The organism is Agrobacterium sp. ES01 (assembly GCF_050320885.1).
Taxonomy (GTDB): Bacteria; Pseudomonadota; Alphaproteobacteria; order Rhizobiales; family Rhizobiaceae; genus Allorhizobium.
The window spans coordinates 1,279,880-1,302,438 of sequence record NZ_JBNQTH010000001.1; the positions used below are offsets into that span (position 1 = coordinate 1,279,880).

At 57.3% G+C, this 22,559-nt stretch carries 22 protein-coding genes and 1 riboswitch; of the genes, 12 read left to right on the top strand and 10 right to left on the bottom strand.

Annotated elements, in window-relative coordinates:
• Positions 1–4 precede the first annotated feature (4 nt).
• Positions 5–778 carry an enoyl-CoA hydratase gene (locus ACQQ2Q_RS06290; protein ID WP_428186157.1) on the bottom strand — a complete coding sequence of 258 codons (774 nt, stop codon included), beginning with the start codon at positions 776–778 and terminating at the stop codon, positions 5–7.
• A gap of 29 nt (positions 779–807) precedes the next feature.
• Complete coding sequence (gene mutM, locus ACQQ2Q_RS06295; protein ID WP_428186158.1) at positions 808–1,698, bottom strand: bifunctional DNA-formamidopyrimidine glycosylase/DNA-(apurinic or apyrimidinic site) lyase; 891 nt, start codon at positions 1,696–1,698, stop codon at positions 808–810.
• Positions 1,699–1,845: 147 nt separating this feature from the next.
• Between mutM and ubiE the strand changes: the two genes are divergently transcribed.
• The 6 genes from ubiE (at position 1,846) to coaBC (ending at position 8,501) form a co-directional block, all read left to right on the top strand.
• The gene (gene ubiE / locus ACQQ2Q_RS06300) at positions 1,846–2,622 is read left to right on the top strand and encodes a bifunctional demethylmenaquinone methyltransferase/2-methoxy-6-polyprenyl-1,4-benzoquinol methylase UbiE (protein ID WP_428186159.1); all 777 of its coding nucleotides are present in this window, start codon (positions 1,846–1,848) and stop codon (positions 2,620–2,622) included.
• Positions 2,623–2,627: 5 nt separating this feature from the next.
• Positions 2,628–4,214, top strand: coding sequence for a 2-polyprenylphenol 6-hydroxylase (gene ubiB / locus ACQQ2Q_RS06305; protein ID WP_428186160.1), 1,587 nt, complete (start codon positions 2,628–2,630; stop codon positions 4,212–4,214).
• Between the two features lie 156 nt (positions 4,215–4,370).
• Positions 4,371–5,402, top strand: a complete 1,032-nt coding sequence (locus ACQQ2Q_RS06310; protein ID WP_428186161.1) for a TRAP transporter substrate-binding protein — start codon at positions 4,371–4,373, stop codon at positions 5,400–5,402.
• A complete protein-coding gene (locus tag ACQQ2Q_RS06315; RefSeq protein ID WP_428186162.1) occupies positions 5,399–5,899 on the top strand; it encodes a TRAP transporter small permease in 501 nt (166 codons plus the stop codon). The genes ACQQ2Q_RS06310 and ACQQ2Q_RS06315 overlap by 4 nt, the downstream gene beginning before the upstream one ends.
• A gap of 24 nt (positions 5,900–5,923) precedes the next feature.
• Positions 5,924–7,210: a TRAP transporter large permease gene (locus ACQQ2Q_RS06320; protein WP_428186163.1), complete on the top strand. Its 1,287-nt coding sequence runs from the start codon at positions 5,924–5,926 to the stop codon at positions 7,208–7,210.
• Between the two features lie 76 nt (positions 7,211–7,286).
• Positions 7,287–8,501, top strand: a complete 1,215-nt coding sequence (gene coaBC, locus ACQQ2Q_RS06325; protein WP_428186164.1) for a bifunctional phosphopantothenoylcysteine decarboxylase/phosphopantothenate--cysteine ligase CoaBC — start codon at positions 7,287–7,289, stop codon at positions 8,499–8,501.
• Between the two features lie 46 nt (positions 8,502–8,547).
• On the opposite strand, the gene ACQQ2Q_RS06330 is transcribed toward coaBC, so the two are convergent.
• On the bottom strand, positions 8,548–9,351 hold the full coding sequence (locus ACQQ2Q_RS06330; protein WP_428186165.1) for a class II glutamine amidotransferase: 804 nt from the start codon (positions 9,349–9,351) through the stop codon (positions 8,548–8,550).
• 238 nt (positions 9,352–9,589) lie between these two features.
• Here ACQQ2Q_RS06330 and ACQQ2Q_RS06335 point away from each other — a divergent pair, with 238 nt between their 5' ends.
• Together ACQQ2Q_RS06335 and ACQQ2Q_RS06340 are read left to right on the top strand one after the other, a co-directional pair.
• The gene (locus ACQQ2Q_RS06335) at positions 9,590–10,501 is read left to right on the top strand and encodes a pirin family protein (protein WP_428186166.1); all 912 of its coding nucleotides are present in this window, start codon (positions 9,590–9,592) and stop codon (positions 10,499–10,501) included.
• Positions 10,502–10,610: 109 nt separating this feature from the next.
• Positions 10,611–11,012 (top strand): GFA family protein, encoded by a 402-nt coding sequence (locus ACQQ2Q_RS06340; RefSeq protein ID WP_428186167.1) that lies wholly within the window; start codon positions 10,611–10,613, stop codon positions 11,010–11,012.
• A gap of 31 nt (positions 11,013–11,043) precedes the next feature.
• On the opposite strand, the gene thiD is transcribed toward ACQQ2Q_RS06340, so the two are convergent.
• Positions 11,044–11,850, bottom strand: a complete 807-nt coding sequence (thiD, locus tag ACQQ2Q_RS06345; protein WP_428186168.1) for a bifunctional hydroxymethylpyrimidine kinase/phosphomethylpyrimidine kinase — start codon at positions 11,848–11,850, stop codon at positions 11,044–11,046.
• Between the two features lie 114 nt (positions 11,851–11,964).
• Positions 11,965–12,061: riboswitch (TPP riboswitch) on the bottom strand.
• A 224-nt stretch (positions 12,062–12,285) separates the two neighbouring features.
• On the opposite strand from thiD, the gene ACQQ2Q_RS06350 reads away from it, so the two are divergent.
• Positions 12,286–12,957, top strand: coding sequence for an HAD-IA family hydrolase (locus ACQQ2Q_RS06350; protein ID WP_428186169.1), 672 nt, complete (start codon positions 12,286–12,288; stop codon positions 12,955–12,957).
• Here the strand turns inward: ACQQ2Q_RS06350 and ACQQ2Q_RS06355 are convergent, their stop codons facing one another.
• Complete coding sequence (locus ACQQ2Q_RS06355; RefSeq protein WP_428186170.1) at positions 12,958–14,541, bottom strand: peptide chain release factor 3; 1,584 nt, start codon at positions 14,539–14,541, stop codon at positions 12,958–12,960.
• Positions 14,542–14,636: 95 nt separating this feature from the next.
• Here ACQQ2Q_RS06355 and dut point away from each other — a divergent pair, with 95 nt between their 5' ends.
• The 3 genes from dut (at position 14,637) to cysK (ending at position 17,113) form a co-directional block, all read left to right on the top strand.
• A complete protein-coding gene (gene dut / locus ACQQ2Q_RS06360; protein ID WP_428186171.1) occupies positions 14,637–15,104 on the top strand; it encodes a dUTP diphosphatase in 468 nt (155 codons plus the stop codon).
• Positions 15,101–16,000, top strand: a complete 900-nt coding sequence (locus ACQQ2Q_RS06365) for a GNAT family N-acetyltransferase (protein WP_428186172.1) — start codon at positions 15,101–15,103, stop codon at positions 15,998–16,000. The genes dut and ACQQ2Q_RS06365 overlap by 4 nt, the downstream gene beginning before the upstream one ends.
• A gap of 144 nt (positions 16,001–16,144) precedes the next feature.
• Complete coding sequence (gene cysK, locus ACQQ2Q_RS06370; RefSeq protein ID WP_428186173.1) at positions 16,145–17,113, top strand: cysteine synthase A; 969 nt, start codon at positions 16,145–16,147, stop codon at positions 17,111–17,113.
• 59 nt (positions 17,114–17,172) lie between these two features.
• Here the strand turns inward: cysK and ACQQ2Q_RS06375 are convergent, their stop codons facing one another.
• From ACQQ2Q_RS06375 to ugpE, 5 genes are all read right to left on the bottom strand, one after another.
• A complete protein-coding gene (locus ACQQ2Q_RS06375; RefSeq protein WP_428186174.1) occupies positions 17,173–18,705 on the bottom strand; it encodes a YifB family Mg chelatase-like AAA ATPase in 1,533 nt (510 codons plus the stop codon).
• A 190-nt stretch (positions 18,706–18,895) separates the two neighbouring features.
• Positions 18,896–19,843, bottom strand: coding sequence for a glutathione synthase (gene gshB, locus ACQQ2Q_RS06380; protein WP_428186175.1), 948 nt, complete (start codon positions 19,841–19,843; stop codon positions 18,896–18,898).
• 97 nt (positions 19,844–19,940) lie between these two features.
• Complete coding sequence (locus ACQQ2Q_RS06385; RefSeq protein WP_428186176.1) at positions 19,941–20,441, bottom strand: cupin domain-containing protein; 501 nt, start codon at positions 20,439–20,441, stop codon at positions 19,941–19,943.
• Positions 20,442–20,569: 128 nt separating this feature from the next.
• Positions 20,570–21,694: a sn-glycerol-3-phosphate import ATP-binding protein UgpC gene (locus ACQQ2Q_RS06390; protein WP_428186177.1), complete on the bottom strand. Its 1,125-nt coding sequence runs from the start codon at positions 21,692–21,694 to the stop codon at positions 20,570–20,572.
• Positions 21,695–21,708: 14 nt separating this feature from the next.
• Complete coding sequence (ugpE, locus tag ACQQ2Q_RS06395) at positions 21,709–22,551, bottom strand: sn-glycerol-3-phosphate ABC transporter permease UgpE (RefSeq protein WP_428186178.1); 843 nt, start codon at positions 22,549–22,551, stop codon at positions 21,709–21,711.
• Positions 22,552–22,559: the final 8 nt, after the last annotated feature.

Below are 22,559 nucleotides of genomic sequence, written 5' to 3' on the forward strand. Positions count from 1 at the left end.
TAGCCTATCGGTTCTTGAATTCCGGCCTCCGCTTCTCGACGAAGGCTGCCATTCCCTCTTTCTGGTCCTCGGTCGCAAATAGCGAATGGAACAGGCGACGCTCAAACCGAAGCCCTTCGGTCAGGGTTTGTTCGAAAGCGCGGTTCACGCTCTCCTTGATCATAGAGACCGCCGTCTGTGAGAAAGACGCTATCTTTGCGGCCGCTTCCACTGCCTCATCGAGAAGAGCTTCATCAGGCACGATACGCGCCACAAGACCTGCACTTTCGGCTTCGGTCGCATCCATCATTCGACCAGTCAGGCATAGATCCATAGCTTTCGCCTTGCCGACAGCACGAGTCAGCCGCTGACTGCCGCCCATGCCGGGCATGACACCGAGTGTGATTTCCGGTTGTCCGAACTTTGCTGTCGTCGAGGCTATGATGAAATCGCACATCATAGCGAGTTCGCAACCGCCCCCCAGCGCAAAGCCGGAAACGGCTGCAATCATCGGCTTGCGAAAACCGGCAACCTCATCCCAACCGCCAATAAAATCGCCCAGATAGACATCAGGGAAAGTCAGAGCCTGCATCTCTTTAATGTCAGCGCCGGCGGCAAAGGCTTTTTCCGAGCCGGTCAAGACGACCGCACCAATCTCGGGATCAGCCTGAATGTTCTTTAGCGCCTTCACCAGATCCGTCATAACGCCCGAGTTTAGGGCGTTCAGAGCCTCAGGTCGATTGATGGTGATAACGGCCACTTTGCCTCGGGTTTCGACCAACAAATTATCGAACGTCATTATAGTCCTCCGAAAGTTCGCGCTGTGACTTATGTCTGGCAGCGCGCGCAATAAAACGTCGAACGGCCACCTTGTGTTATGCGTTGAATCGTAGCGCCGCATCCCGGCGACAAGCAAGCCTCACCTTCACGATCATAGACCTTGAAGCTGTGCTGAAAATAACCGAGCGATCCGTCGGTCTGGATGTGATCCCTGAGAGACGAACCGCCTGCAGCGATCGCATCCGCGATGACCTGGCGGATGGCGTCGACCAGAGCGGGAAGCTCTTTCTTCATGCGGCCCGTCTTTGTCAGCAGGCTTGAGGCTGGACGCAGAGGCGATATGCCCGTGCGCCACAAGGCTTCGCACACATATATATTGCCAAGTCCGGCAATGACCTTCTGATCCAGCAAGGCCAGTTTTATGGGCTGCGCCTTGCCGGCAAAACGTGTGGCGAGATATTCGGCATCGAGACTGTTTCCGACTGGCTCTGGACCGAGGTCCCTAAAGGCTGGAAGGGTCGCGAGTTCAGAGCGCGGAGCAAGATCCATGAAACCGAACCGGCGTGGATCATTATATATGACGCGCGACGGACCAGATGGGCCTTCGAGATGAAAAATGACGTGATCGTGTTTCTCGTCCTTTGATCGTTCCATGAGAAAGTCACCCGGCACATCTGCGGTTCCACCCGCTTCAATGCGAAATGAACCGGACATTCCGAGGTGGCTGACGATGGTCAATCCGTTCTCGAGATCGATCAGCAGATATTTGGCGCGCCTGGACAGCGAGATGATGCGCTGCCCGGCAACATTCATGGCAAAGTCGGCGGGAAAGGGAAAGCGCATATCGGGACGACGCAGAACAAGGCGTGTGATGATCGCCTGTTCCATAACCGGCGCCAGGCCGCGCCTGACCGTTTCAACCTCGGGCAATTCGGGCATGCCGTTCCATCTTTCTGTTTTCTCTTCGACCCATGTGGTCTATAGACCTGCCGCTGGCTAACGGTGGTGGGCATTTCGCCGCAGAGATAGCGCGGGCGGGACGAAACCGCTATGGTCTTTCGACCAGAATTGAATGGAGCAGACCGCATGGCGAAGAGCCGTATTTCCGCAGACGGCGGCATGGAAACCTCTTACGGCTTCCGCGACGTCACCGAAGGCGAAAAGCAGGGACTGGTCAATGACGTCTTCCATAAGGTGGCCAAGCGCTACGACATCATGAATGACGTGATGTCGGCAGGACTGCACCGGGTGTGGAAGAATGCCATGATCGCGGCGCTCAACCCACGCAAGGATGCATCGTTCAAGGCGCTGGATGTTGCCGGCGGAACAGGCGACATCGCCTTTCGCATCGTTGAGGCATCAGACCGCAAGGCGCACTGCACTGTGCTCGACATCAATGGCTCCATGCTGGCGGTTGGCGAGGAGCGTGCGGTACAAAGAAAACTCTCCGACAATCTGACGTTCGTAGAGGCCAATGCCGAAAGCCTCCCGTTCGAGGCCAATAGTTTCGATGCCTATACGATCGCATTCGGCATCCGGAACGTGCCGCGCATCGATGTGGCATTGCAGGAGGCCTTTCGGGTCTTGAAGCGTGGCGGCCGTCTGTTGGTGCTGGAATTTTCCGAAGTGGAGATGCCATTGCTCGACCGCGTCTATGACCAGTGGTCGTTCAACGCGATACCGCGCTTCGGCAAAGCAATTACCGGAGATAGTGAACCCTATCAGTATTTGGTGGAATCGATCCGCAAGTTTCCCAATCAGGGGGACTTTGCCAAGATGATCAGCGAAGCCGGTTTTTCGCGCGTCACCTATACGAATTACAGCGGTGGCATCGCCGCCTTGCACTCCGCCTGGAAGCTCTGACATTCATGAGCACTGTTGGCGCATATTTCCGTCTTGTTCGGGTAGGCTGGGTGTTGATGCGCGAAGGCGTCATTGCCGAGCTTCCGTCTGAAGATCTTCCAGGCAAGGTGCGCTTCGCAAAGGCAGTGGCCGGGGTTTTTGCCCGACGCAAGGTCAAGAGCCGCGAACGATCGGACCGGTTGGCAAAAGCTGTGGAGCGGCTTGGGCCTTCCTATGTGAAGATCGGACAGTTTCTGGCTACACGACCCGATGTTGTCGGTGCCGACATGGCCGAAGATCTGGCCGGCCTGCAGGATCGCATGGCGTTTTTTCCCACATCCGAGGCCAAGACTTCCATTGAAGCCTCTCTCGGGAGGCCGATTTCAGCCCTTTACACCGATTTCCAGGAACCGCTCGCAGCAGCCTCGATAGCCCAGGTTCATGCGGGCGCAGTCATGCGCGATGACGGACCGCAGAAGGTTGCAATCAAGGTTATCCGTCCCGGTGTGCGCAAACGTTTCGCCGACGATCTGGAGGCAATGTATCTCGTTGCACATCTGCAAGAGCGTTTCCTGCCGCTCAGCCGGCGACTGCGTCCGGTTGAAGTAACCCAGACGCTGGAGCAGACGACGAAGATCGAAATGGACCTGCGGCTGGAAGCTGCGGCGCTGTCCGAACTGGCCGAAAATACCCGCAACGATCCGGGCTTCAGGGTTCCAACCGTCGACTGGGAGCGCACCGGTCGCGACGTCGTGACGATGGAATGGATCGACGGCGTCAAGATGTCGAATGTGGACGGTCTGCGGGACGCTGGTCACGATCTCAACGCGCTTGCTGACACGCTGATCCAGTCGTTCCTGCGCCACACGTTGCGGGACGGGTTTTTCCACGCCGACATGCATCCGGGCAATTTGTTCGTCGATCCTGCCGGCATGATCGTTGCCGTCGACCTTGGCATAACCGGACGCCTTGGCAAAAAGGAACGGCGTTTTCTCGCCGAGATTCTCTACGGCTTCATAACCCGCGACTATATGCGCGTGGCAGAAGTGCATTTCGAAGCCGGATATGTTCCATCCCATCATAATATGGCGAGTTTTGCCCAGGCGATTCGCGCAATCGGCGAACCGATCCATGGCCAGCCTGCAGAAACGATCTCCATGGGCAAGCTGCTGACACTTCTGTTCGAGGTGACAGAGCTGTTCGAGATGGAAACGCGGCCAGAACTCGTGATGCTGCAAAAGACCATGGTCGTGGTCGAGGGCGTTTCGCGCATCCTCAATCCGCAGTTCAACATGTGGAAGGCGTCCGAACCCGTTGTGAGCGGCTGGATCAAGGACAATCTCGGTCCGAAGCGACTACTCGTTGATGTTCAGGACGGCCTGAAGGCCGCGCTTAGACTGGCGGAAGCCGCTCCTGAAATCGCTGCCCAGACGGAGAAGCTTCACACCTCGCTGATGAATATGAGCGAAAACGGTCTGCGCTTTGACGCCTCGACGGCAGAAGCGATCGGCAAGGCGGAAGCGCGTCACACACGGTCAGGACGCATTGCTCTTTGGGTGATCGCCCTTTCACTGATGGCCATTGCGTTCAGCCTCCTCTCATCCATGCATTGATGCGCCTGCCCCGCCTTGACCTTGGTGGCGGAAAATACGCATATTGTGCCACATATTCATTTGACGACGTCCCCGTCTTCACACGTTCCTGACGGTCGATTTCCGATCGCCCTCTCAAAATCTGGTTCGGCTGTCGGCCACCTCCTGGAGTATTTTATGAAGCTTTCGAAGTTCATCCTTCCGCTTGCCATCGCCTTCGGCTCAAGCCTCGCCTCCATGTCGGTCGCACGTGCCGAAACCGTATTGAACATGGCAAACTGGCTTCCACCGTCGCACCCGCTGATGAAGGATGTGATGGTGCCCTATGCCGAGGCCGTGAAGGAAGCCACCGACGGTCGCGTGACTATCAACGTGCTGCCGGCTCCGCTTGGCCCGCCGGCTGCGCATTTTGATTTTGCCGTCAATGGCGTCGCCGATATCACCTATGGTGTGCAGGGCTATAACCCCGGCCGTTTCAAGACCACCAACCTGACTGAAATCCCGTTCCTGGGCGACAGCGCGGAAGCAAACTCCGTCGGCTACTGGCGCGTATTCGACAAGATGCTGCGCAAGGCTGGAGAATATGATCAAGTCAAGGTTCTGGCCGTCTTCACCCACGGACCGGGCGAAATCTTCGCCAAGGGCCGTGATCTTTCGACCATGGATGGCGTAGATGGCGCCAAGCTGCGTGTCGGCGGCGGCATTGTTGGCGAACTGGTCAAGGGCCTCGGCGCCGTGCCGGTGGAAGGCCCTTCCTCCAAGACCTACGAACTGCTTTCGAGCGGCGTGGCCGACGGCATTACGTTCCCGTTCGAATCTGTCGCTTTTTTCAAGCTGATCCCGATGCTCGACCAGGCACTCGTGGTACGCGGCGGTCTCTACAACACCTCGTTCTTCGTCGTCATGAACAAGGCGAAGTGGGATGCGCTTTCTGACGAGGACAAGACGGCTATCGACAGCGTTTCCGGTGAGGCACTGGCCCGCATGGCCGGCAAGGCCTGGGATAAGGCCGATGCCGACGGCAAGACTGCGATGGAGGGCAAGATCAAGCTTATTGACGCGTCTCAGGAGCAGATGACGGCAATCAAAGCCGACCTCCAGCCGATCATCGACGCAAAGCTCGCTGAGGCAGCTGAAACCGGCATCGATGTAACAGCCGCCGTCGACGCCTTGAAGGCCGAGATCGCCAAGGCAGAAAAAGGCGAATGACCCCGGAACAGGCAGGCGGACAGGAAACGGCGACGGCTCTCAGGCTGTCGCCCGTCAGAATGCTGCTTGCGATCGTCAGTGGGGTATTGCTGATGATCATGATGCTGGTCACCGTTGCCGACGTCATTGGACGCTATGCGTTCAATAGCCCGTTGAGCGGTGCAACGGAAATTACCGCATTGCTGCTTTCTTCTGTCATCTTCATCGGTCTGCCAGCGGTCTGTCTCGACGACGAGCATGTCACGGTCGATCTTCTTGTTGACCGCATGCCCTCCTGGTTCCAGCCGATACGGCGTGCGGCCATAAGCATGCTATCATCAGGCGCTCTTGCAGTGATCGCCTGGCGCTTACTGGCGCAGGGTCAGGCCATGGCGAACTATGGCGAACGCACGGTGAGCTTGCACTTGCCTGTTGCGCCGATCGCCTATCTCTGTGCAACGGCCACTGCAGTCGCGGCTCTCATTACCCTTTCCCAAGTCCTGTCAAGCAAACGCTAGCGGGCGAAATTTCTCGAGATCCTCATGACCTGGCCGATCGGCAGCCTTCTTCTTCTCGTCCTGATGCTGGTTGGCATGCCTATATCCTTTGCTCTGGCAATCGTCGGGACACTCGGAACAATGTCGATCATCGGTCTTCAGCCGGCACTCTCGCTCCTTGGACAAACCTTCTTCGACAACAGCCGGGAATACTCACTCTCCGTACTGCCGCTGTTCCTGATGATGGGCAATTTTGTCGTTCAGTCGGGAATTGCCGAGGATCTTTATCGCTCGGCCAATGCGTGGCTGAGACACCGCAAAGGTGGCTTGGCCATGGCAACTGTGATTGCCTGCGGCGGCTTTTCTTCCGTTTGCGGATCATCGCTTGCAACAGCGGCCACCATGTCGAAAATCGCGCTGCCATCCATGCGGCGTTTCGGCTATCCGGATAGTCTCTCAACGGCCTCGATCGCAGCCGGCGGGACACTTGGCATCCTCATACCGCCATCCGTCATTCTGGTGTTCTATGGCATCATGACCCAGCAGGACATTGGCAAGCTGTTTCTTGCCGGCCTCATTCCGGGCATCCTCGGGGTGATCGGCTATATGATCGCGGTTGCGATTTCTGTCCGCTTACGGGGCATTGACCTTCCCGTTCAGGAGAAGCTGCCACTTGTCGAGCGACTGCGGGCGTTGCGCGGGACACTTGGCGCCCTGATCCTGTTCGCCTTTGTCATGGGCGGCATCTACTTTGGTGTGTTCACGCCGACGGAATCGGCCGGCATGGGAGCCGCCGGTGCCTTCTTGCTGGCCGTTCTGAGCGGACGCTTCAAGCTGACCGATGCGCTGGGAACGCTGTTTGAGACGGCGAAGAACACGGCCATGATGTTCTTCATCCTGTTCGGCGCGCTGACATTCACCAGCTACGTGAACCTGTCCGGCATGACCCAAGACCTTCAAACGGGGCTGACCATATTCGGTGACAGCCCGACAGCGATCATCCTCACAATCCTTGCCATCTATATTGTGCTCGGCTGCATGCTTGAAGGCTTGTCGATGATCACGCTGACTGTGCCGATTTTCTATCCGGTGGTTGCCGCAGCCGGGTTTGATCTGATCTGGTTCGGCATCTTCATCGTCGTGGTGACCGAGATCAGTTACATCACACCGCCGGTGGGCATGAACGCCTTCGTCTTGCGATCAGTGGTGCGCAATGTCCGCCTGAAGACGATCTTTTCCGGTCTCATACCCTTTGTGGCCATCGATTTCGTTCGCATTGCCATCCTGCTTGCCTTTCCCGCCATTGTTCTTTTTCTGCCGTCGCATATGTGAGAAGCAATGGCGCTTTCCAGCGCAATGGCTTTTGCGCTAGGGTCGCCGCCGGATACATAGAAGGCTGAAAATAGCGATGGTCTTGGAAAACAAGCGAATTCTTTTGATCATAGCCGGCGGGATCGCGGCATACAAAAGCCTCGACCTTATTCGCAGGCTGCGTGAACGCGGTGCCGAGGTTCGACCCGTGATGACCAAGGCTGCGCAAGAATTCGTCACTCCTCTGGCTGTGGGAGCTCTTTCTTCGGGCCATGTCTTCACCGATCTGTTTTCCCGCGAAGATGAGCAGGATGTCGGCCATATCCGGCTGGCGCGGGACTGCGACTTGATTGTCGTGGCCCCGGCGACGGCTGATCTGATGGCCAAGATGGCAAACGGGCTTGCCGGAGATCTGGCATCGGCAATTCTTCTGGCCGCTGATAGGCCCGTGCTGGTTGCACCTGCGATGAACCCGAAAATGTGGAACCATCCGGCAACCAGACGCAATGTCGAGACGCTCCACAACGACGGTTTTCACTTCATCGGTCCGATGCAAGGTGAAATGGCAGAGAGCGGAGAGTCCGGCACAGGCCGGATGGCAGAACCGCTCGCCATTGTCACGGCGGTCGAAGGGCTGCTTGCGCCCATGGAGCGCCCTCTTACCGGCAAGAAAGCCATTGTCACTTCCGGTCCCACCCATGAGCCGATTGACCCGGTGCGCTATATCGCCAACCGCTCATCTGGTCGGCAAGGCCATGCGATTGCGGCGGCTCTTGCGAAACTCGGGGCGGATGTAACCCTGGTATCCGGGCCTGTGACGATTCCTGATCCGGCCGGTGTATCCGTTATGCACGTAGAGCGCGCGGAAGAAATGCGCGATGCGGTGCTTGGGCTTTTGCCTGCCGATATCGCCGTAATGGTTGCTGCCGTCGCCGATTGGCGAGTGGCCTCCATGGATCGCCAGAAAATCAAGAAAAAGCCGGGCGAAGCACCGCAACCGCTTGAGCTTACGGAAAACCCCGACATCCTGAAAACCGTCGGACACCACACGTTGCGCCCCAGTATGGTTGTCGGGTTTGCGGCGGAGACGCAGGATGTGGAAATCAATGGTCGCGCCAAACTTGAGCGCAAGGGTGCCGATATCATTGTTGCCAATGATGTTTCGCCCGAGACCGGCATCATGGGCGGCCTGCGCAATCGCGTAAAGATCATTGAGGCATCTGGCATCAGCGAATGGCCCGATTTATCAAAGGACGAGGTCGCCGCCAAGCTTGCTCAGGAGATCGCGGACAGGCTGAAGGCAAAGTCCTAGCAAAGCAGTATCCAAGACACCGAATGCATTCATGTGTATCGGTCGCTTATTCCGCAGCCTCAACTGCGTGCGACTGCGCCACCGCCGGCTTGAACTCCGCAGCGTCAAGCCCGTTGTCGGTGACGACCACAGCGCTGCATTCCGGAATTTCGACCCAGGTGTCTTTCTCGTCGTTCAGCGGCTCTGACACAAGGCAGTAGCCGCCGCCCATGGGTGCGGCGAACAGCGTCGGCGCGTTGGCATCGCTCGCGTAGCGGACCCCATACAAGGCCTTTCCATCTGAGAAGGCGGCCGTGAAGCGCACGCGCGCTGAGCCCAAGATCTCATTGCTCAGCTGTTCGACAAAACCAATTGCATTGGCCATGGCCTGCAAGGGTTGTTCGCGCATGCCCAGCTGGAGAGCCAACAGAAACAGAAGTTCGGAATCAGTCGAACCACAGCGCGCATTAAACAAATCATCGTCGAGCATGGCTTCCATGGAGCGACGCAGTTTGTCAAAATGGTCGATCTGACCATTGTGCATGAAAGACCAGGAGTCGTGCACGAAGGGATGACAATTGTCACGGCGTGTCGAACCATGGGTTGCAGCCCGCACATGGGCAAGAAAGAGCGGTGACCGGATTTGCCCGGCAAGACTTTTCAGATTGCAGTCAGACCATGCCGGCAGCACATCGCGAAAACGGCCCGGTTCAGGACGATCACCATACCAGGCGATGCCGAAACCATCCGCATTGGTCGAGGTCATGGCCTTCGTGGCACAATGGGATTGTTCAATCAGGGAATGAGCAGGCGAGCTGACAAGCTCTTCAAGATAGAGAGGCGCTCCGCGATAGGCTGCCCAACGGCACATGTCTTTTGTTCTCCGGCCAGCCGCATCCGCATGCGGCGGTCCAGACAGTGTTGGCATTCTTGGCTAAGATTATCTTAATCCGCCCATTTTTCATTGAAAGAATTTTGCCGGTCTCGCCAAATCGAACGGAGATACGGCAGCAAAAAGGTGAACAGTGCGTTCTGGCCCACCCTCTTCGCGTCACGGCTGTTTCGACTATATTGACTGCAACTCAGTTTTTGCTCGAAAGGAGCCACGGATGTCCATTCGACCTGTCAAACACGAAAGCCAAGCCCAGCCCACCATGGAAGGCGCCGGTGTCAAACTGAATCGGGTCTTTGGCTTCGGCGATCCGTCGATGACTGACCCCTTCTTGATGATGGATGATTTTCGCAACGACAATCCGCAGGATTATATTCGCGGCTTTCCCTGGCACCCGCATCGGGGTATCGAAACGATTACCTATGTCTTGGCAGGCACCGTTGAGCATGGCGACAGTCTTGGCAATCAAGGCATGCTCGGTGCCGGAGACATTCAGTGGATGACAGCCGGTAGCGGCATCATGCACCAGGAAATGCCGAAGGGCGATTTCGCCGGCAAGATGCATGGCTTCCAGCTATGGGCCAACCTGCCGTCTTCACTGAAGATGACGGCACCGCGCTATCAGGACATCAAGGCCGCAGACATTCCGGTCGTCGTCGACGACGATGGCACGGCAGTGCGGGTGGTCTCCGGCAGCTTCTGGGGTAAATCCGGACCCGTGGACGGTATCGCTGCCGAGCCTGTGTATCTCGATATCTCGGTGCCGCCGGGCAAGCGCAAGACGTTTCCAGTTGATACCTACCGCTCGGCATTTGCTTATATCTTTGCGGGTTCCGGCACTTTTCGGGATGCCTCGAAGCCGTTCGGCGTGCGGGTGGAGAAGGAGTTCGAGGGCGAAGAACTCAATATCCGCGACCTCTCCGGCAATCGTACACTGGTCGTCTTCGACACGGGCGATGAAATTACGGTTCAGGCAGGTGACCAAGGCATCCGCTTCCTGCTGGTGTCGGGTAAACCGATCAAAGAACCGGTCGCCTGGCATGGCCCGATCGTGATGAACACACGTGAAGAATTGATGCTGGCGATGCAGGAACTGCAAAACGGAACATTCATCAAGGCCGATCACTAACGGCGCGACCTGAACCACTCGAAAGTGCGGGATGAAAAATTCGGCATTTTCAGGTGGCAGACCTTTGCCCGGATTGCGATGTTGTCTTGAACCAACGAGGGAGCGGACAATGCGGATTGACGGGCAGTGCCATTGCGGCAAGGTGACCTATGAGGCAGAGATCGATCCGGCCGAAGTCTATATCTGCCATTGCACAGACTGCCAAAGGCTGACCGGGTCGCCGTTCCGCGTCACGGTTATCACCGCCTCAAATACCGTTCGCCTGACCGGTTCGGCACCAAAGCTCTATATAAAGCATGGCGACAACGGGAATGTGCGAAAGCAGTTTTTCTGCCCCGAATGCGGATCGCCGCTCTTTACCACAGGCGAAGATGAAACCGGTGAGCGCGGAATTCGCTGGGGAAGCATCAACCAACGCTCACAACTGTTTCCTCGCGAACAGATGTGGTGCCGGTCCGCAGCAACCTGGTTGCCTGACATCAGTGACCTTCCCGAAGATCAGGAAGATTGACGCGAGGCAACGGACTGCCTGCCCTTGGAGGTCAGCTTTGGCGCCACAGCTCGTGAAAGTGATGGACCGGGCCGTGACCTGCTCCAACCGCCAACTGACCGGCAGCCAGAACAGCCCCCGTCAGCCAGATCTTGGCAGTGGAAATGGCAGTGAGGACGTCCACACCCTTTGCAAGTTCGGCTGAAATAGCACTGGATAGAGAACAACCGGTTCCATGGGTGTTGGGCGTATCGATGCGGTTTGCTTCGAACCAGTGGGTTATGTCGCTCGTCACCAGAACGTCCGGACTGTCCTTGCCTTCCAAATGTCCGCCTTTCAACAGAACTGCCTTTGGTCCAAGCGTCAATATCTGGCGCGCTTGACCTTCCATCTGCTCTCTAGTCGCAGCTTCCGCTAAACCGAGCAGAACGGCAGCCTCTGGCAGATTTGGTGTGAGGCAGGTTGCAAGTGGCAGGAGTGCGCTTTTCAAGACTGCGACGGCATCCGGTTTGAGAAGCGGTGCGCCACCCTTGGCGATCATGACCGGATCGAGGACGACCGGGACAGATCGATGGCGCTGCAATGCCTCCGCCACAGCCTTCGCAATATCTGCATTGGCGATCATGCCGATCTTAATGGCATCCACGCGAATATCGGCAAAGATCATGCGGATCTGCTCGGCAACAAAGGCATGCGGCAGCGGATAAACCGCAGACACCCCTTGCGTGTTTTGCGCGGTCAATGCGGTGAGCGCTGCCATTCCGTAGGCGCCCAAAGCGGAAAAGGCCTTCAGGTCTGCCTGGATGCCCGCCCCGCCGGATGGATCAGATCCTGCAATGGAAAGGACGTTTCGGATCATGCGTTCATCCCCCCACCACCGGTGAAACATGATCTCGAATTTGCGCTGTACTTCATCTCGTCCCTTTCAACCGGGCGAAGACGCGGGAGATCTTGATCAGAAAGCGATCCAATCGGACGATCCCGAGCGACTCCCTCCGCCAGCATTATCTGGTTCAGGTTCCAAGGGTACCTCTCAGCCCGTCTTGCAACGAACGCCCCTGTCTCTCCAGACCTCAGTTTAACGACAAAGCCTACGCTGTGTCACGCGCGAAGCTGAGGCGCGCTGGGATGTAGCAAACAGCCTTCGGCCCTGATGCTGGCGCTCCAACTTTGCCTCCTGAAATATTTCCGGCGGGCCTGTTGGACAGCCCGCCTCGAGAGATTACCTTGCCTACCGAATCCGTTCCCCACCCTGCCACATCCGCGCAGACCGCTTCCATCTGAAAGTCCCTCAATGCCTCAGAACACCAATGACGTCTTTGCAACCGGTTACGACGCCTTTCTGTTTGATCTAGACGGAACCTTGATTAACTCGATTCTGGCCGCCGAGCGTGTGTGGAGCCGTTGGGCAGAAAAGCATGGTCTGGATGTGGAAGCTTTTCTGCCGACCATGCACGGCAAGCGCGGCATCGACACAATCCGCGGACTTGCCCTGCCGGGAGTGGATCCGTTGGCAGAGGCAGCTGACGTCGAACGCGGGGAAATCGAGGATGTCGAGGGCGTGGTCACGATCGAAGGTGCCGCAGCGTTCCTATCGTCGCTGCCGCCGTCGCGGTGGACCATCGTGACATCGTCACCCGTCAATCTGGCAAAGGCCCGTCTGGGCGCGGTCGGACTGACACTACCGTCAGGCAGCGTGACCGCAGAGGATGTAACGGTGGGCAAGCCAGATCCGAGCGGGTACCGCCTGGGCGCGTCCCGGCTCGGCTTCGACCCCAGCCGCTGCCTTGTGTTTGAAGATGTGCCGGCCGGCGTTCAGGCGGGCAAGGCAGCGGGCGCGGATGTGATGGTCATCACCTCGACGCATCAGCACGAGCACACCCTTGGCGAGCCATCGATCGTCGACTATCGCGAAATCTCGGCTACGACAGACGAGGATGGCCGACTGCGATTGGTCAGGCGGTAATCACGCCGCCTTTGCGACGTGATATTCCTTGATCTCGACCATCTTGATCGCAGGATGGCGTTCGGATTCATAGCGAAGCGAGAACGTATCCTGCGCCATGAAGACTGGATCGCCATCTAGGTCCCGGCAGATATCGCCGCGACGTGCGGTGATGAACTTTTCCAGATCGGCGTTCTGATCGGCTGAAATCCATCGGCAGACAGAGAAACGCGCCATCTCGAACGAGACCGGCAGGCCATATTCCCCTTGAAGGCGCTCCTTCAAGACGTCAAGCTGCAGCGCTCCAACAACCCCGACGATGGCGGGTGAACCGTCCTCCGGCTGAAACAACTGAACCACGCCCTCTTCCGCCATCTGCTGCAAGGCTTCCTTGAGCTTTTTGGCCTTCATGGCATCCTCCAGGCGAACGCGACGCAGGATCTCCGGGGCAAAATTGGGCACGCCCTGAAAGACGAGCGCTTCGCCCTCTGTCAGTGTGTCGCCGATACGCAGTGTTCCGTGGTTCGGAATGCCAACGACATCGCCGGCATAGGCCGTGTCGGCAAGCTGACGCTGGGACGCGAAGAAGAACTGCGGCGCGGTCAGGCCAAGCTGCTTGCCGGTACGGGCAAGCTTTGCCTTCATGCCGCGCTCCAGCTTGCCAGAACAGACACGTGCAAAGGCAATACGGTCGCGGTGGTTCGGGTCCATATTGGCCTGTATCTTGAAGACGAAGGCCGTCATCTTGTCTTCGCTTGCATGGACGGTACGAATATCCGCCACCTGGTCGCGCGGGGGCGGGGCAAGTGCGCCAAGCGCGTTGATGAGGTCGCGCACACCATAATTGCGAAGCGCCGAACCGAAGAAGACCGGCGTCATATGCCCTTCGAGGAAAGACTGCCGGTCGAACGGACGGCAGGCTTCACGGGCGAGTTCCAGCTCCTCGATAAAGCTCTCGCGCTCGTTCTGTGGCAAATTTACCGCGACAGTTTGAGGTCCGTTGACCGGTGTTGCCTGGACCTGTGAGTCTGGGCCGCGATAGGTGTTGTTGGTCAGATGATAGGAACCGCAAAACGACTTCGAGCGGCCAACAGGCCAGGTGACCGGAGCGGTATCCAGCGCCAGCTTTTCTTCCACTTCGTCCAGAATTTCAAACGGATCGCGGCTTTCACGGTCCATCTTGTTGACGAAGGTGATGATCGGAATATCGCGCATCCGGCACACTTCAAAGAGCTTCAGCGTGCGAGACTCGATACCCTTTGCAGCATCGATCACCATGACCGCTGCATCGACAGCGGTCAGGGTGCGATAGGTATCGTCTGCGAAATCTTCATGGCCGGGTGTGTCAAGAATGTTGAAGACATTGCCGCCGTATTCGAAGGTCATCACGGAGGTGACAACCGAAATGCCGCGCTCGCGCTCGATCTTCATCCAGTCCGAACGGGTCTGAATCCGGTCTTTCTTTGCCTTAACTTCGCCGGCGAGCTGGATCGCACCACCGAACAGCAACAGCTTTTCGGTGAGCGTTGTCTTACCCGCATCCGGGTGCGCGATGATCGCAAAGGTTCGGCGACGAGAGACCGCCTCGGCAAGTGTTTCGGCCATGAGCTGAAAATCCTTATTCGTTGGGCGGTTATCTAGCGACTTGAGGGCGAATATGCAATTGGAGACACGCAACTCCCGCCAGGAAGGAAAATGCCATGCGCGACGTTCTCGGACCCTTGCTCAATCTCGTTCGCCTCCCCCACGGTGACGGCATGGAATTGCCAGCCTATGAGACGGCGGGCGCCGCTGGCATGGACCTGCGTGCAGCTGTCAGTGAAGACGATGCTGTCGTTCTCGACCCCGGTCAGCGCGCGCTTATTCCAACGGGCTTTGTGTTTGAGGTGCCACATGGATTTGAAGCCCAGATCCGTCCGCGGTCCGGCCTCGCCTACAAGAACGGTATAACCTGCCTCAATACTCCGGGCACCATAGACAGCGACTATCGCGGAGAGGTGAAGGTGCTGCTCATCAATCTGGGCCATGATCCCTTCGTGATCAATCGCGGCATGCGAATTGCGCAGATGGTGATCGCGCCGGTGGTGCAAGCACGTGTTGCCGAGACATCGTCTGCAAGTGAAACGACACGCGGACATGGCGGCTTCGGATCGACGGGAACGGCATGACGTTACCCCCAGCTCGACCCGGACTCGTTTACCGAGAAGACTATTTCGCTGATGCCGCTGGCTGGCAGTCGGTCAAACAGTTGCTTCGTGACGTCTTCGAGGTCGAGATCAACCCGATCGATCTTTATGGCGGCCATGACCGCAGCAGCATTGCATGCGCCTGGTTCGATGAATATGGCAGAGTTGTCGCCAATCTCAGCGCGTTTTCACTGCCAATGATGATTGACGGGCAGGTCAGACGCTGTGGCGGTTGGCAAAGTGGCGCGGTGCTACCTGAATACAGGGGAAGAGGCCTTTTCCGGAGCCTGATTCAGCGAATGTTTGAGCGATGTGAGGAGGCAGGCTTTGAGAGCTTGGTCCTGCTGACGGACAAACCAACACTCTATACGCCCTACGAATTCGAAGTGCTGCCCCAACACATCTTCAAAGCTTCGGTCCCTGGCGATGGTTCTCGTGAGCAGACACGAATGCTCGATCTCGCGATACCAGACGATGTTGATCTGTTGAGCCGCCATCTGGACCAGCGCATTCCGGTTTCTTCGCGCTTTTCAGTGTGCTGCCATTCGCGCATGTTTTTCCTGAACTGTCATCTCATCACCGGCGTTCACTTGACCTTGATGGAAAGAAGTGGGGTTATCATCGGATGGCGCAAGACAACCGATGGCGAGACTGAACTTCTTGATATTATCGGACCCTGCATCCCATCGCTGGCCGATATTGCGCAATCACTGAGTTGGGACGAAAAGTGCATCCGTATCGGCTTTCCTCCCGACAAGATCGGCGTTGAAAACGTCGACATACGTCAAGACGATGACGATCTCGTTTTGATGATGCGCGGCCCAATTGAACATCGACCAAAGAGGGCGTTCCGCCTTACACCTATGGCCGATTTTTGAGTCAGCGGAATAAAGATCTGCCTTGCGTCGTCAGGACATGCGTTTTTTTCCTCGCCAGTTGAGGACTTAGTGATTGCATGCTGGCGATTTGTGCCTGTTGATCCTATCTTTTAAGCAACGACAATATTCAAAGGGAGCACCACAATGGCCGATGCAAAGAAACCGGGACGCGGACGCGTCTATGCCTCGATCACGGAAACTATCGGCGATACGCCGATTGTGCGGCTCGACAAATTCGCCAAGGCTAAGGGCGTTAAAGCCAATCTGCTGGCCAAGCTGGAATTCTTCAACCCGATTGCGTCCGTGAAGGACCGTATCGGTGTCGCCATGATCGAGTCGCTGGAAGCTCAAGGAAAAATCACACCTGGCAAGACCACTCTGATCGAACCGACATCCGGGAATACCGGCATCGCGCTTGCCTTTGCCGCTGCCGCCAAAGGCTACAAGCTGATCCTGACCATGCCCGAAACCATGTCGATCGAGCGCCGCAAGATGCTGGCGCTTCTTGGGGCAGAGCTGGTTCTGACCGAGGGTCCGAAGGGTATGAAAGGCGCGATTGCCAAGGCAGAAGAACTTGCTGCATCCGCGCCGAATGCCCTCATTCCTCAGCAGTTCGAAAATGCCGCCAATCCGGAAATCCACCGGAAGACTACTGCCGAAGAGATCTGGAACGATACCGACGGCGCGATCGACATTCTGGTGGCGGGTATTGGCACCGGCGGCACGATTACCGGCACCGGCCAGGTACTGAAGGAGAGAAAGCCTTCCATCAAAGTTATCGCAGTTGAGCCTGCAGACAGTCCGGTTCTCTCAGGCGGCAATCCCGGTCCACACAAGATCCAGGGTATCGGCGCCGGCTTTGCACCCAAGATCCTCGACACATCGATCTACGACGAAGTTGTCACCGTGAGCAACGACGAAGCCTTTGCCAATGCCCGTCTGGTTGCACGTCTGGAAGGTGTACCTGTCGGCATTTCGTCAGGTGCAGCCCTGGAGGCCGCGGTCAAGATCGGTAGCCGCGAGGAGAACGCCGGCAAGACAATTGTGGTTATCATTCCATCCTTTGCCGAACGCTACCTGTCGACGTCACTGTTCGACGGCCTTGGTGAATGAGGCCGCTCGCCCCAATTGAATGATTGACGAAATCTATCAACTGGCCGCTGCGCGCGACGTCACGCAGCGGCCATCTGCCGTTCGGCCGGAATACGGTAGGATATCGCTTCGGCCAAGTGGATGCGGCCCAACTTGTCCGACCCATCGAGATCGGCAAGCGTTCTGGCAACCTTCAATACCCGATGGTAACCCCTTGCGGAAAACCGGAATTTCTCGGCTGCATCTCTCAGTAATTGCAGGCCGCCGGGATCAGGTTCTGCCAGTTTTTCGATGAGGGAAGTGGAAGCCCTTGCATTGAGGTAGATGTCGGGCATGCCGGCCTCTTCGAAGCGTATTCTCTGCCTTTCCCGCGCAGTGGCTACACGCCTTGCGATCTCTGCGCTGGCCTCAGCCGGTCGCGGCCTTATAAGGTCCGTTGCAGACACGGATGGGACATCAATACGGATATCGATGCGGTCCATGAGCGGGCCGGAAATACGGGCCTGATAGTCAGAGGCGCAGCGCGGACCGCGCGCACAGCTGTGACCCGGCTCGCCAGCCATACCGCAACGACATGGATTCATGGCAGCCACGAGCTGGAAGCGCGCGGGATAAGTGACCCTGTGGTTGGCCCGGGCGATGATACAGTCTCCCGTTTCCAGCGGCTGGCGCAGGGCATCCAGCACCTGGGGCGAGAATTCCGGGAGTTCGTCGAGAAAGAGAATGCCGTGATGGGCAATCGATGCCTCGCCTGGTTTGGCCCGTAAACCGCCTCCAACCAGCGCTGCCATGGTCGCCGAATGATGAGGCGTCCGGAAAGGCCGGGTGTCCGATAGCTTGCCGCCTGACAACTGACCTGCGATCGAGTGGATCATCGAGACTTCCAGCAGTTCTGCCGCGGACAGTGGCGGCAAAATTGAAGGCAGGCGTGCCGCGAGCATGGATTTTCCGGACCCTGGTGGGCCGACCATCAAGAGGTTGTGGCCTCCTGCGGCCGCGACCTCAAGCGCACGTTTGGCACTTTCCTGCCCCTTTATATCTGCCAGATCCGGCACGTTTTTTGGCAAAGCGCGTACGACCGGCTCGGGCCTGCTCAGCACCTGTGTGCCACGAAAATGATTGGCGAGCGCAATCAGGCTTCTGGGTGCCAAGATGTCGATATCGGCGCCGGCCCAAGCAGCTTCCGACCCGCTATCGGCAGGGCAGATCAGTCCCTTGCCCATGGCGTTGGCGGCGACTGCCGCAGGAAGTGCACCGGCGACCAGAGCAATGGTGCCGTCCAGATTCAACTCCCCGATCACGACATAATCCTGCAGGGCGTCCGCTGGAATGGCACCGAGTGCCGCCATAAGACCAAGTGCAATCGGCAAGTCGAAATGAGAACCCTCTTTGGGCAAATCCGCTGGCGCGAGATTGACCGTTACGCGCTTTGCCGGCAGTGAAAGGCCAGAGGCGTGGAGTGCCGCCTGTACCCGTTCTCGGCTCTCCGCCACTGCCTTGTCGGGCAGTCCGACGATCTGCATGCCGACCTTTCCAGGCGCCACCATGACCTGAACATCGACCGGAACGCCATCGACTCCCTGAAATGCAACTGTACTGACACGTGCAACCATTGCCTGCCCCAATCCACCCGGAGAGGACCACGAAATACATCTTTCGCGGACAACAGGTTGCAAGGTGACATCATTTCCCGCGGAAAACAAGAACATTTAGCGAACAACTTAAACCCAAGCGAGCATTTGGGTTGTAAGCGGTTGAGCGACAAGAACAAAACGTGTCCAGAGAGAAGGAGTCTCGGATAACCTAGGCGCGCTTCTTCTCGATCGCATCCCACATCAAGGCGGCAATGTCAGCGCCTCCGAAGTTTTTCACTTCTCGAATTCCAGTTGGAGAGGTGACGTTGATCTCGGTCATATAGTCGCCGATCACATCGATGCCGACCAGAATGAATCCGCGTTCGCGCAGCGCCGGCCCGATGCGTGCGCAGATTTCCATTTCCCGTGCAGTCAGTTCGGTTGCTTCTGCACGTCCACCGACATGCATGTTGGAACGGCTGTCTGTTTCGGCAGGCACACGATTGATGGCGCCAACCGGTTCGCCGTCAATCAGAATGATGCGCTTGTCACCCTTGCGTACCGCGGGCAGATAGGCCTGCGCTATATAGGGTTCGCGGTACATCTGGCCGAACATTTCCAGTAGCGAGGTAAAGTTGCGGTCATCCTTGCTGGAATGGAAAACGCCGGCTCCGCCATTGCCGTAGAGCGGCTTCAATATGATATCGCCCATTTCCTGACGAAAACGCGCAATCTCATCACCGTCCTTGGTAATGAGCGTCGGCGGCATCAGATCGGCAAACTCGGTAACGAAGATCTTCTCTGGCGAATTGCGAACCCAGGCCGGATCATTCACCACCAGTGTCTTCGGATGGATACGCTCCAGCAAATGGGTGGAGGTGATATAGGCCATGTCGAAGGGCGGATCCTGACGCAGCAGAACCACATCCATAGTCGACAGATCGATCCGCTCGGGCTGACCAAGCGTGAAATGATTGCCCTTCTCGTCGCGCAGTTCCATCGGCTCTACAACCGCAAAAACCTTGCCATCGCGCATGGCCAGGCGATCTGGTGTGTAGTGAAAAAGCTTGTAGCCGCGGTTCTGCGCCTCAAGGCTCATGGCGAATGTAGAATCGCCGGCGATATTGATGCCAGAGACGTGGTCCATCTGAACCGCGACGGATGTAATTTTTGCCATTGCCAGAACCTCATTGAAACCCACCCTGATTTAGGGCGAGCCAACTGCAAAGGCAACGGCCCGGACGTGAATTAGCCGGCCCGCAGATCGATCATGGTCACGCGTCAATGCCTGGCTGTTTAGAGGGGCGTATCGCGGCCTTTATTTTACGCGCAATTGCAAGCGGAAAAGGCAAAGGCCGACGCAGAAATGCTATCTTTCGTACATAGTTATCGACACGCCATACGGCCCAGGTTCCCCCACGGAAATAGGCAATGTCACCGGCCCTCAAGAGACGCTGCGTGCCATCTTCGGCTGTAACATGAACTTCGCCCTCCTGGATGACGACCGTCTCATCCCAACCGAAAAACCAGCGAAACTCGCCTGCTGTGCAGTCCCAAACAGCTGTCATACCGCCCCCGTCATCGCTGGAAGAATGATGGGCAAGCCGCGCGACAGGTGTGCCGCGAATGATCCACTCGGGCTTGATTGGTGCCGCTTCCAACGCCAGAAGCCCGCTGCTTGCGGCCACAAGCGGCGGTGCGACCGGCGCCTGCCGATAGCCATTGCGGATTGCCATGGTCCCGGCCAACCCGGCAATAAGAAGTTTGATCGGCATGATACCTGCCCCCTCGAAAGACGTTCTGATCCTTCGACGCTATCATTACCCGGTAAAATACATGTTCAGCGGATTGTTAGACTTGTAACCATCGAAAGCGTTAGGGATCGGGCGGGCGTTTGGGATATTTACAGAACTTCTGCCGGTGCATTGATCTCCACCTGCCCCAGCTCCGCTGTCACGGAACGCTGAAACGGTGTCGCGATCCGCTTGCCCGTATCGGCGTTGAAGAAATGCAACCGGTCGACGGTAACGGCAAGAGGCATCCGGCCCGATATGGTGACTTCGGTCGGCAGTACAGCCGTCAGGGCTTGATCGCCCAGCAGTCCATGAACGAGACGCTGCGCACCAAGTTCCTCCACGTAATCCACTTCCAGCCTCAGCATGGCATGCTCCGGGTCGGTCGCAATCGACAGATCCTCTCCGCGAATACCGATCGTCACTGGTCCAGCCTCGCTGATCGTGGCACCGAGTTCGATCTGCGAAGAGCCTATGCTAAGATGAGACCCTTCGACCGTACCATTCAAAAGGTTCATGGCCGGCGAACCGATGAAGCTTGCGACAAAAGTGGATGCTGGCTGGTGATAAACCTCCAGCGGGGTTCCAATCTGCTCGATTGCACCACCGTTCAAAACGACCAGACGGTCGGCCAGTGTCATGGCCTCCAGCTGGTCGTGGGTTACATAGATCGCAGTGGTTGCGAGACGGCGCTGGAGACGACGAATTTCGCCGCGCATGGACACGCGAAGTTTGGCGTCGAGATTGGAGAGCGGCTCATCGAAGAGAAAGGCCGCCGGCTTGCGCACGATGGCTCGACCCATTGCAACGCGCTGGCGCTGCCCGCCTGAAAGTGCTCTCGGCTTACGCTTGAGATAGGGCTCAAGCTCCAACATGCGCGCTGCCTCGGCAACCCGGGCTGCGATCTCGTCCTTGGGTGTTTTCCGGTTTTTCAGGCCATAGGCGAGATTGTCATAGACTGTCATATGCGGATAGAGCGCGTAGTTCTGAAACACCATGGCGATGTCGCGGTCGGCAGGTTCCACTTGGTTGACCACGCGGTCGCCGATGCGAACCGTGCCCTCGGATATGTCTTCAAGTCCGGCAACCATTCGCAACAAAGTTGACTTGCCGCAGCCGGACGGGCCGACAAGGACGATAAACTCTCCATCGACGATATCGATGTCGACCGATTTTACGGCGCGGACGCCGCCATCATAGATCTTCGAAACGTGTTCAATTGCAATCGACGCCATGGGACGCTTACCTCTTATTTGTCGCTTTCGGTCAGGCCCTTGATGAACCAACTCTGGAAGACGACGACAATCAACAATGGGGGCAGAAGTGCCAGCACGGCGAGCGCGAAGGCTTCATTGTAGTCGGGAATCTGGGAACCGATCCATACCTGCAGGATCTGCTTGATGCCCCGCATCAACGTGTAATAGGTCTCATCGGTCGTCACCAGCAACGGCCAGAGATACTGGTTCCATCCATAGACGAACATGATGATGAACACTGCCGCGATCATCGTACGCGATATCGGCAGCAAGATATCGATGAAGAATTTGAAGGGACCTGCGCCGTCGATCCGTGCAGCCTCGAGCAATTCATCCGGGACAGACTTGAAGAATTGCCGAAAGAAGAAGGTGCCGGTCGCCGATGCCAGCAGCGGCACGATCAAGCCGGAATAACTGTTGAGCATGCCAAGTTGGCTTGCCACTTGGTAGGATGGGACGATGCGCACTTCCAAAGGAAGCAACAGCGTGGTGAAGATCATCCAGAAGGCCAGTGTCGCGAAGCGAAAGCGAAAATAGACGATCGCATAGGCCGCCAACATGGACAGAACGATCTTGCCGATGGCGAAGCCGAGCCCCAGAATGAGCGAGTTGAGCACCATCCGAGCGCCGGTCACCTGACCGGTAAAACCGCCTTTTTTGGTGAGAACTGCCTCATAGGTATCGGTGAAGTGTCCGCCCCAGGTGAGCATCAGTCCTTTCATGTGGATATCGGCGGCTTCATGCGTGGAGGTCATGAACGCCACCACGACCGGGGTCAGCATGAACACCACACCCACCATGAGAACGAGATGGTCCCAGAATTTGGTCTTGTACATCTTGTCAG

Excerpts from the sequence above, each read along its gene's own strand:
- ACQQ2Q_RS06320 (WP_428186163.1), top strand. The coding sequence starts at position 5,924 with ATGACCTGGCCGATCGGCAGCCTTCTTCTTCTCGTCCTGATGCTGGTT.
- ACQQ2Q_RS06335 (WP_428186166.1), top strand. The coding sequence starts at position 9,590 with ATGTCCATTCGACCTGTCAAACACGAAAGCCAAGCCCAGCCCACCATG.
- ACQQ2Q_RS06365 (WP_428186172.1), top strand. The coding sequence starts at position 15,101 with ATGACGTTACCCCCAGCTCGACCCGGACTCGTTTACCGAGAAGACTAT.
- thiD (WP_428186168.1), bottom strand. The coding sequence starts at position 11,850 with ATGATCCGAAACGTCCTTTCCATTGCAGGATCTGATCCATCCGGCGGG.
- cysK (WP_428186173.1), top strand. The coding sequence starts at position 16,145 with ATGGCCGATGCAAAGAAACCGGGACGCGGACGCGTCTATGCCTCGATC.
- ACQQ2Q_RS06385 (WP_428186176.1), bottom strand. The coding sequence starts at position 20,441 with ATGCCGATCAAACTTCTTATTGCCGGGTTGGCCGGGACCATGGCAATC.
- ubiB (WP_428186160.1), top strand. The coding sequence starts at position 2,628 with ATGAGCACTGTTGGCGCATATTTCCGTCTTGTTCGGGTAGGCTGGGTG.
- ACQQ2Q_RS06340 (WP_428186167.1), top strand. The coding sequence starts at position 10,611 with ATGCGGATTGACGGGCAGTGCCATTGCGGCAAGGTGACCTATGAGGCA.
- ACQQ2Q_RS06355 (WP_428186170.1), bottom strand. The coding sequence starts at position 14,541 with ATGGCCGAAACACTTGCCGAGGCGGTCTCTCGTCGCCGAACCTTTGCG.
- ACQQ2Q_RS06375 (WP_428186174.1), bottom strand. The coding sequence starts at position 18,705 with ATGGTTGCACGTGTCAGTACAGTTGCATTTCAGGGAGTCGATGGCGTT.
- ACQQ2Q_RS06310 (WP_428186161.1), top strand. The coding sequence starts at position 4,371 with ATGAAGCTTTCGAAGTTCATCCTTCCGCTTGCCATCGCCTTCGGCTCA.
- ACQQ2Q_RS06330 (WP_428186165.1), bottom strand. The coding sequence starts at position 9,351 with ATGTGCCGTTGGGCAGCCTATCGCGGAGCGCCTCTCTATCTTGAAGAG.
- ugpE (WP_428186178.1), bottom strand. The coding sequence starts at position 22,551 with ATGTACAAGACCAAATTCTGGGACCATCTCGTTCTCATGGTGGGTGTG.
- ACQQ2Q_RS06290 (WP_428186157.1), bottom strand. The coding sequence starts at position 778 with ATGACGTTCGATAATTTGTTGGTCGAAACCCGAGGCAAAGTGGCCGTT.
- ubiE (WP_428186159.1), top strand. The coding sequence starts at position 1,846 with ATGGCGAAGAGCCGTATTTCCGCAGACGGCGGCATGGAAACCTCTTAC.
- coaBC (WP_428186164.1), top strand. The coding sequence starts at position 7,287 with ATGGTCTTGGAAAACAAGCGAATTCTTTTGATCATAGCCGGCGGGATC.
- dut (WP_428186171.1), top strand. The coding sequence starts at position 14,637 with ATGCGCGACGTTCTCGGACCCTTGCTCAATCTCGTTCGCCTCCCCCAC.
- gshB (WP_428186175.1), bottom strand. The coding sequence starts at position 19,843 with ATGGCAAAAATTACATCCGTCGCGGTTCAGATGGACCACGTCTCTGGC.
- ACQQ2Q_RS06350 (WP_428186169.1), top strand. The coding sequence starts at position 12,286 with ATGCCTCAGAACACCAATGACGTCTTTGCAACCGGTTACGACGCCTTT.
- mutM (WP_428186158.1), bottom strand. The coding sequence starts at position 1,698 with ATGCCCGAATTGCCCGAGGTTGAAACGGTCAGGCGCGGCCTGGCGCCG.
- ACQQ2Q_RS06315 (WP_428186162.1), top strand. The coding sequence starts at position 5,399 with ATGACCCCGGAACAGGCAGGCGGACAGGAAACGGCGACGGCTCTCAGG.
- ACQQ2Q_RS06390 (WP_428186177.1), bottom strand. The coding sequence starts at position 21,694 with ATGGCGTCGATTGCAATTGAACACGTTTCGAAGATCTATGATGGCGGC.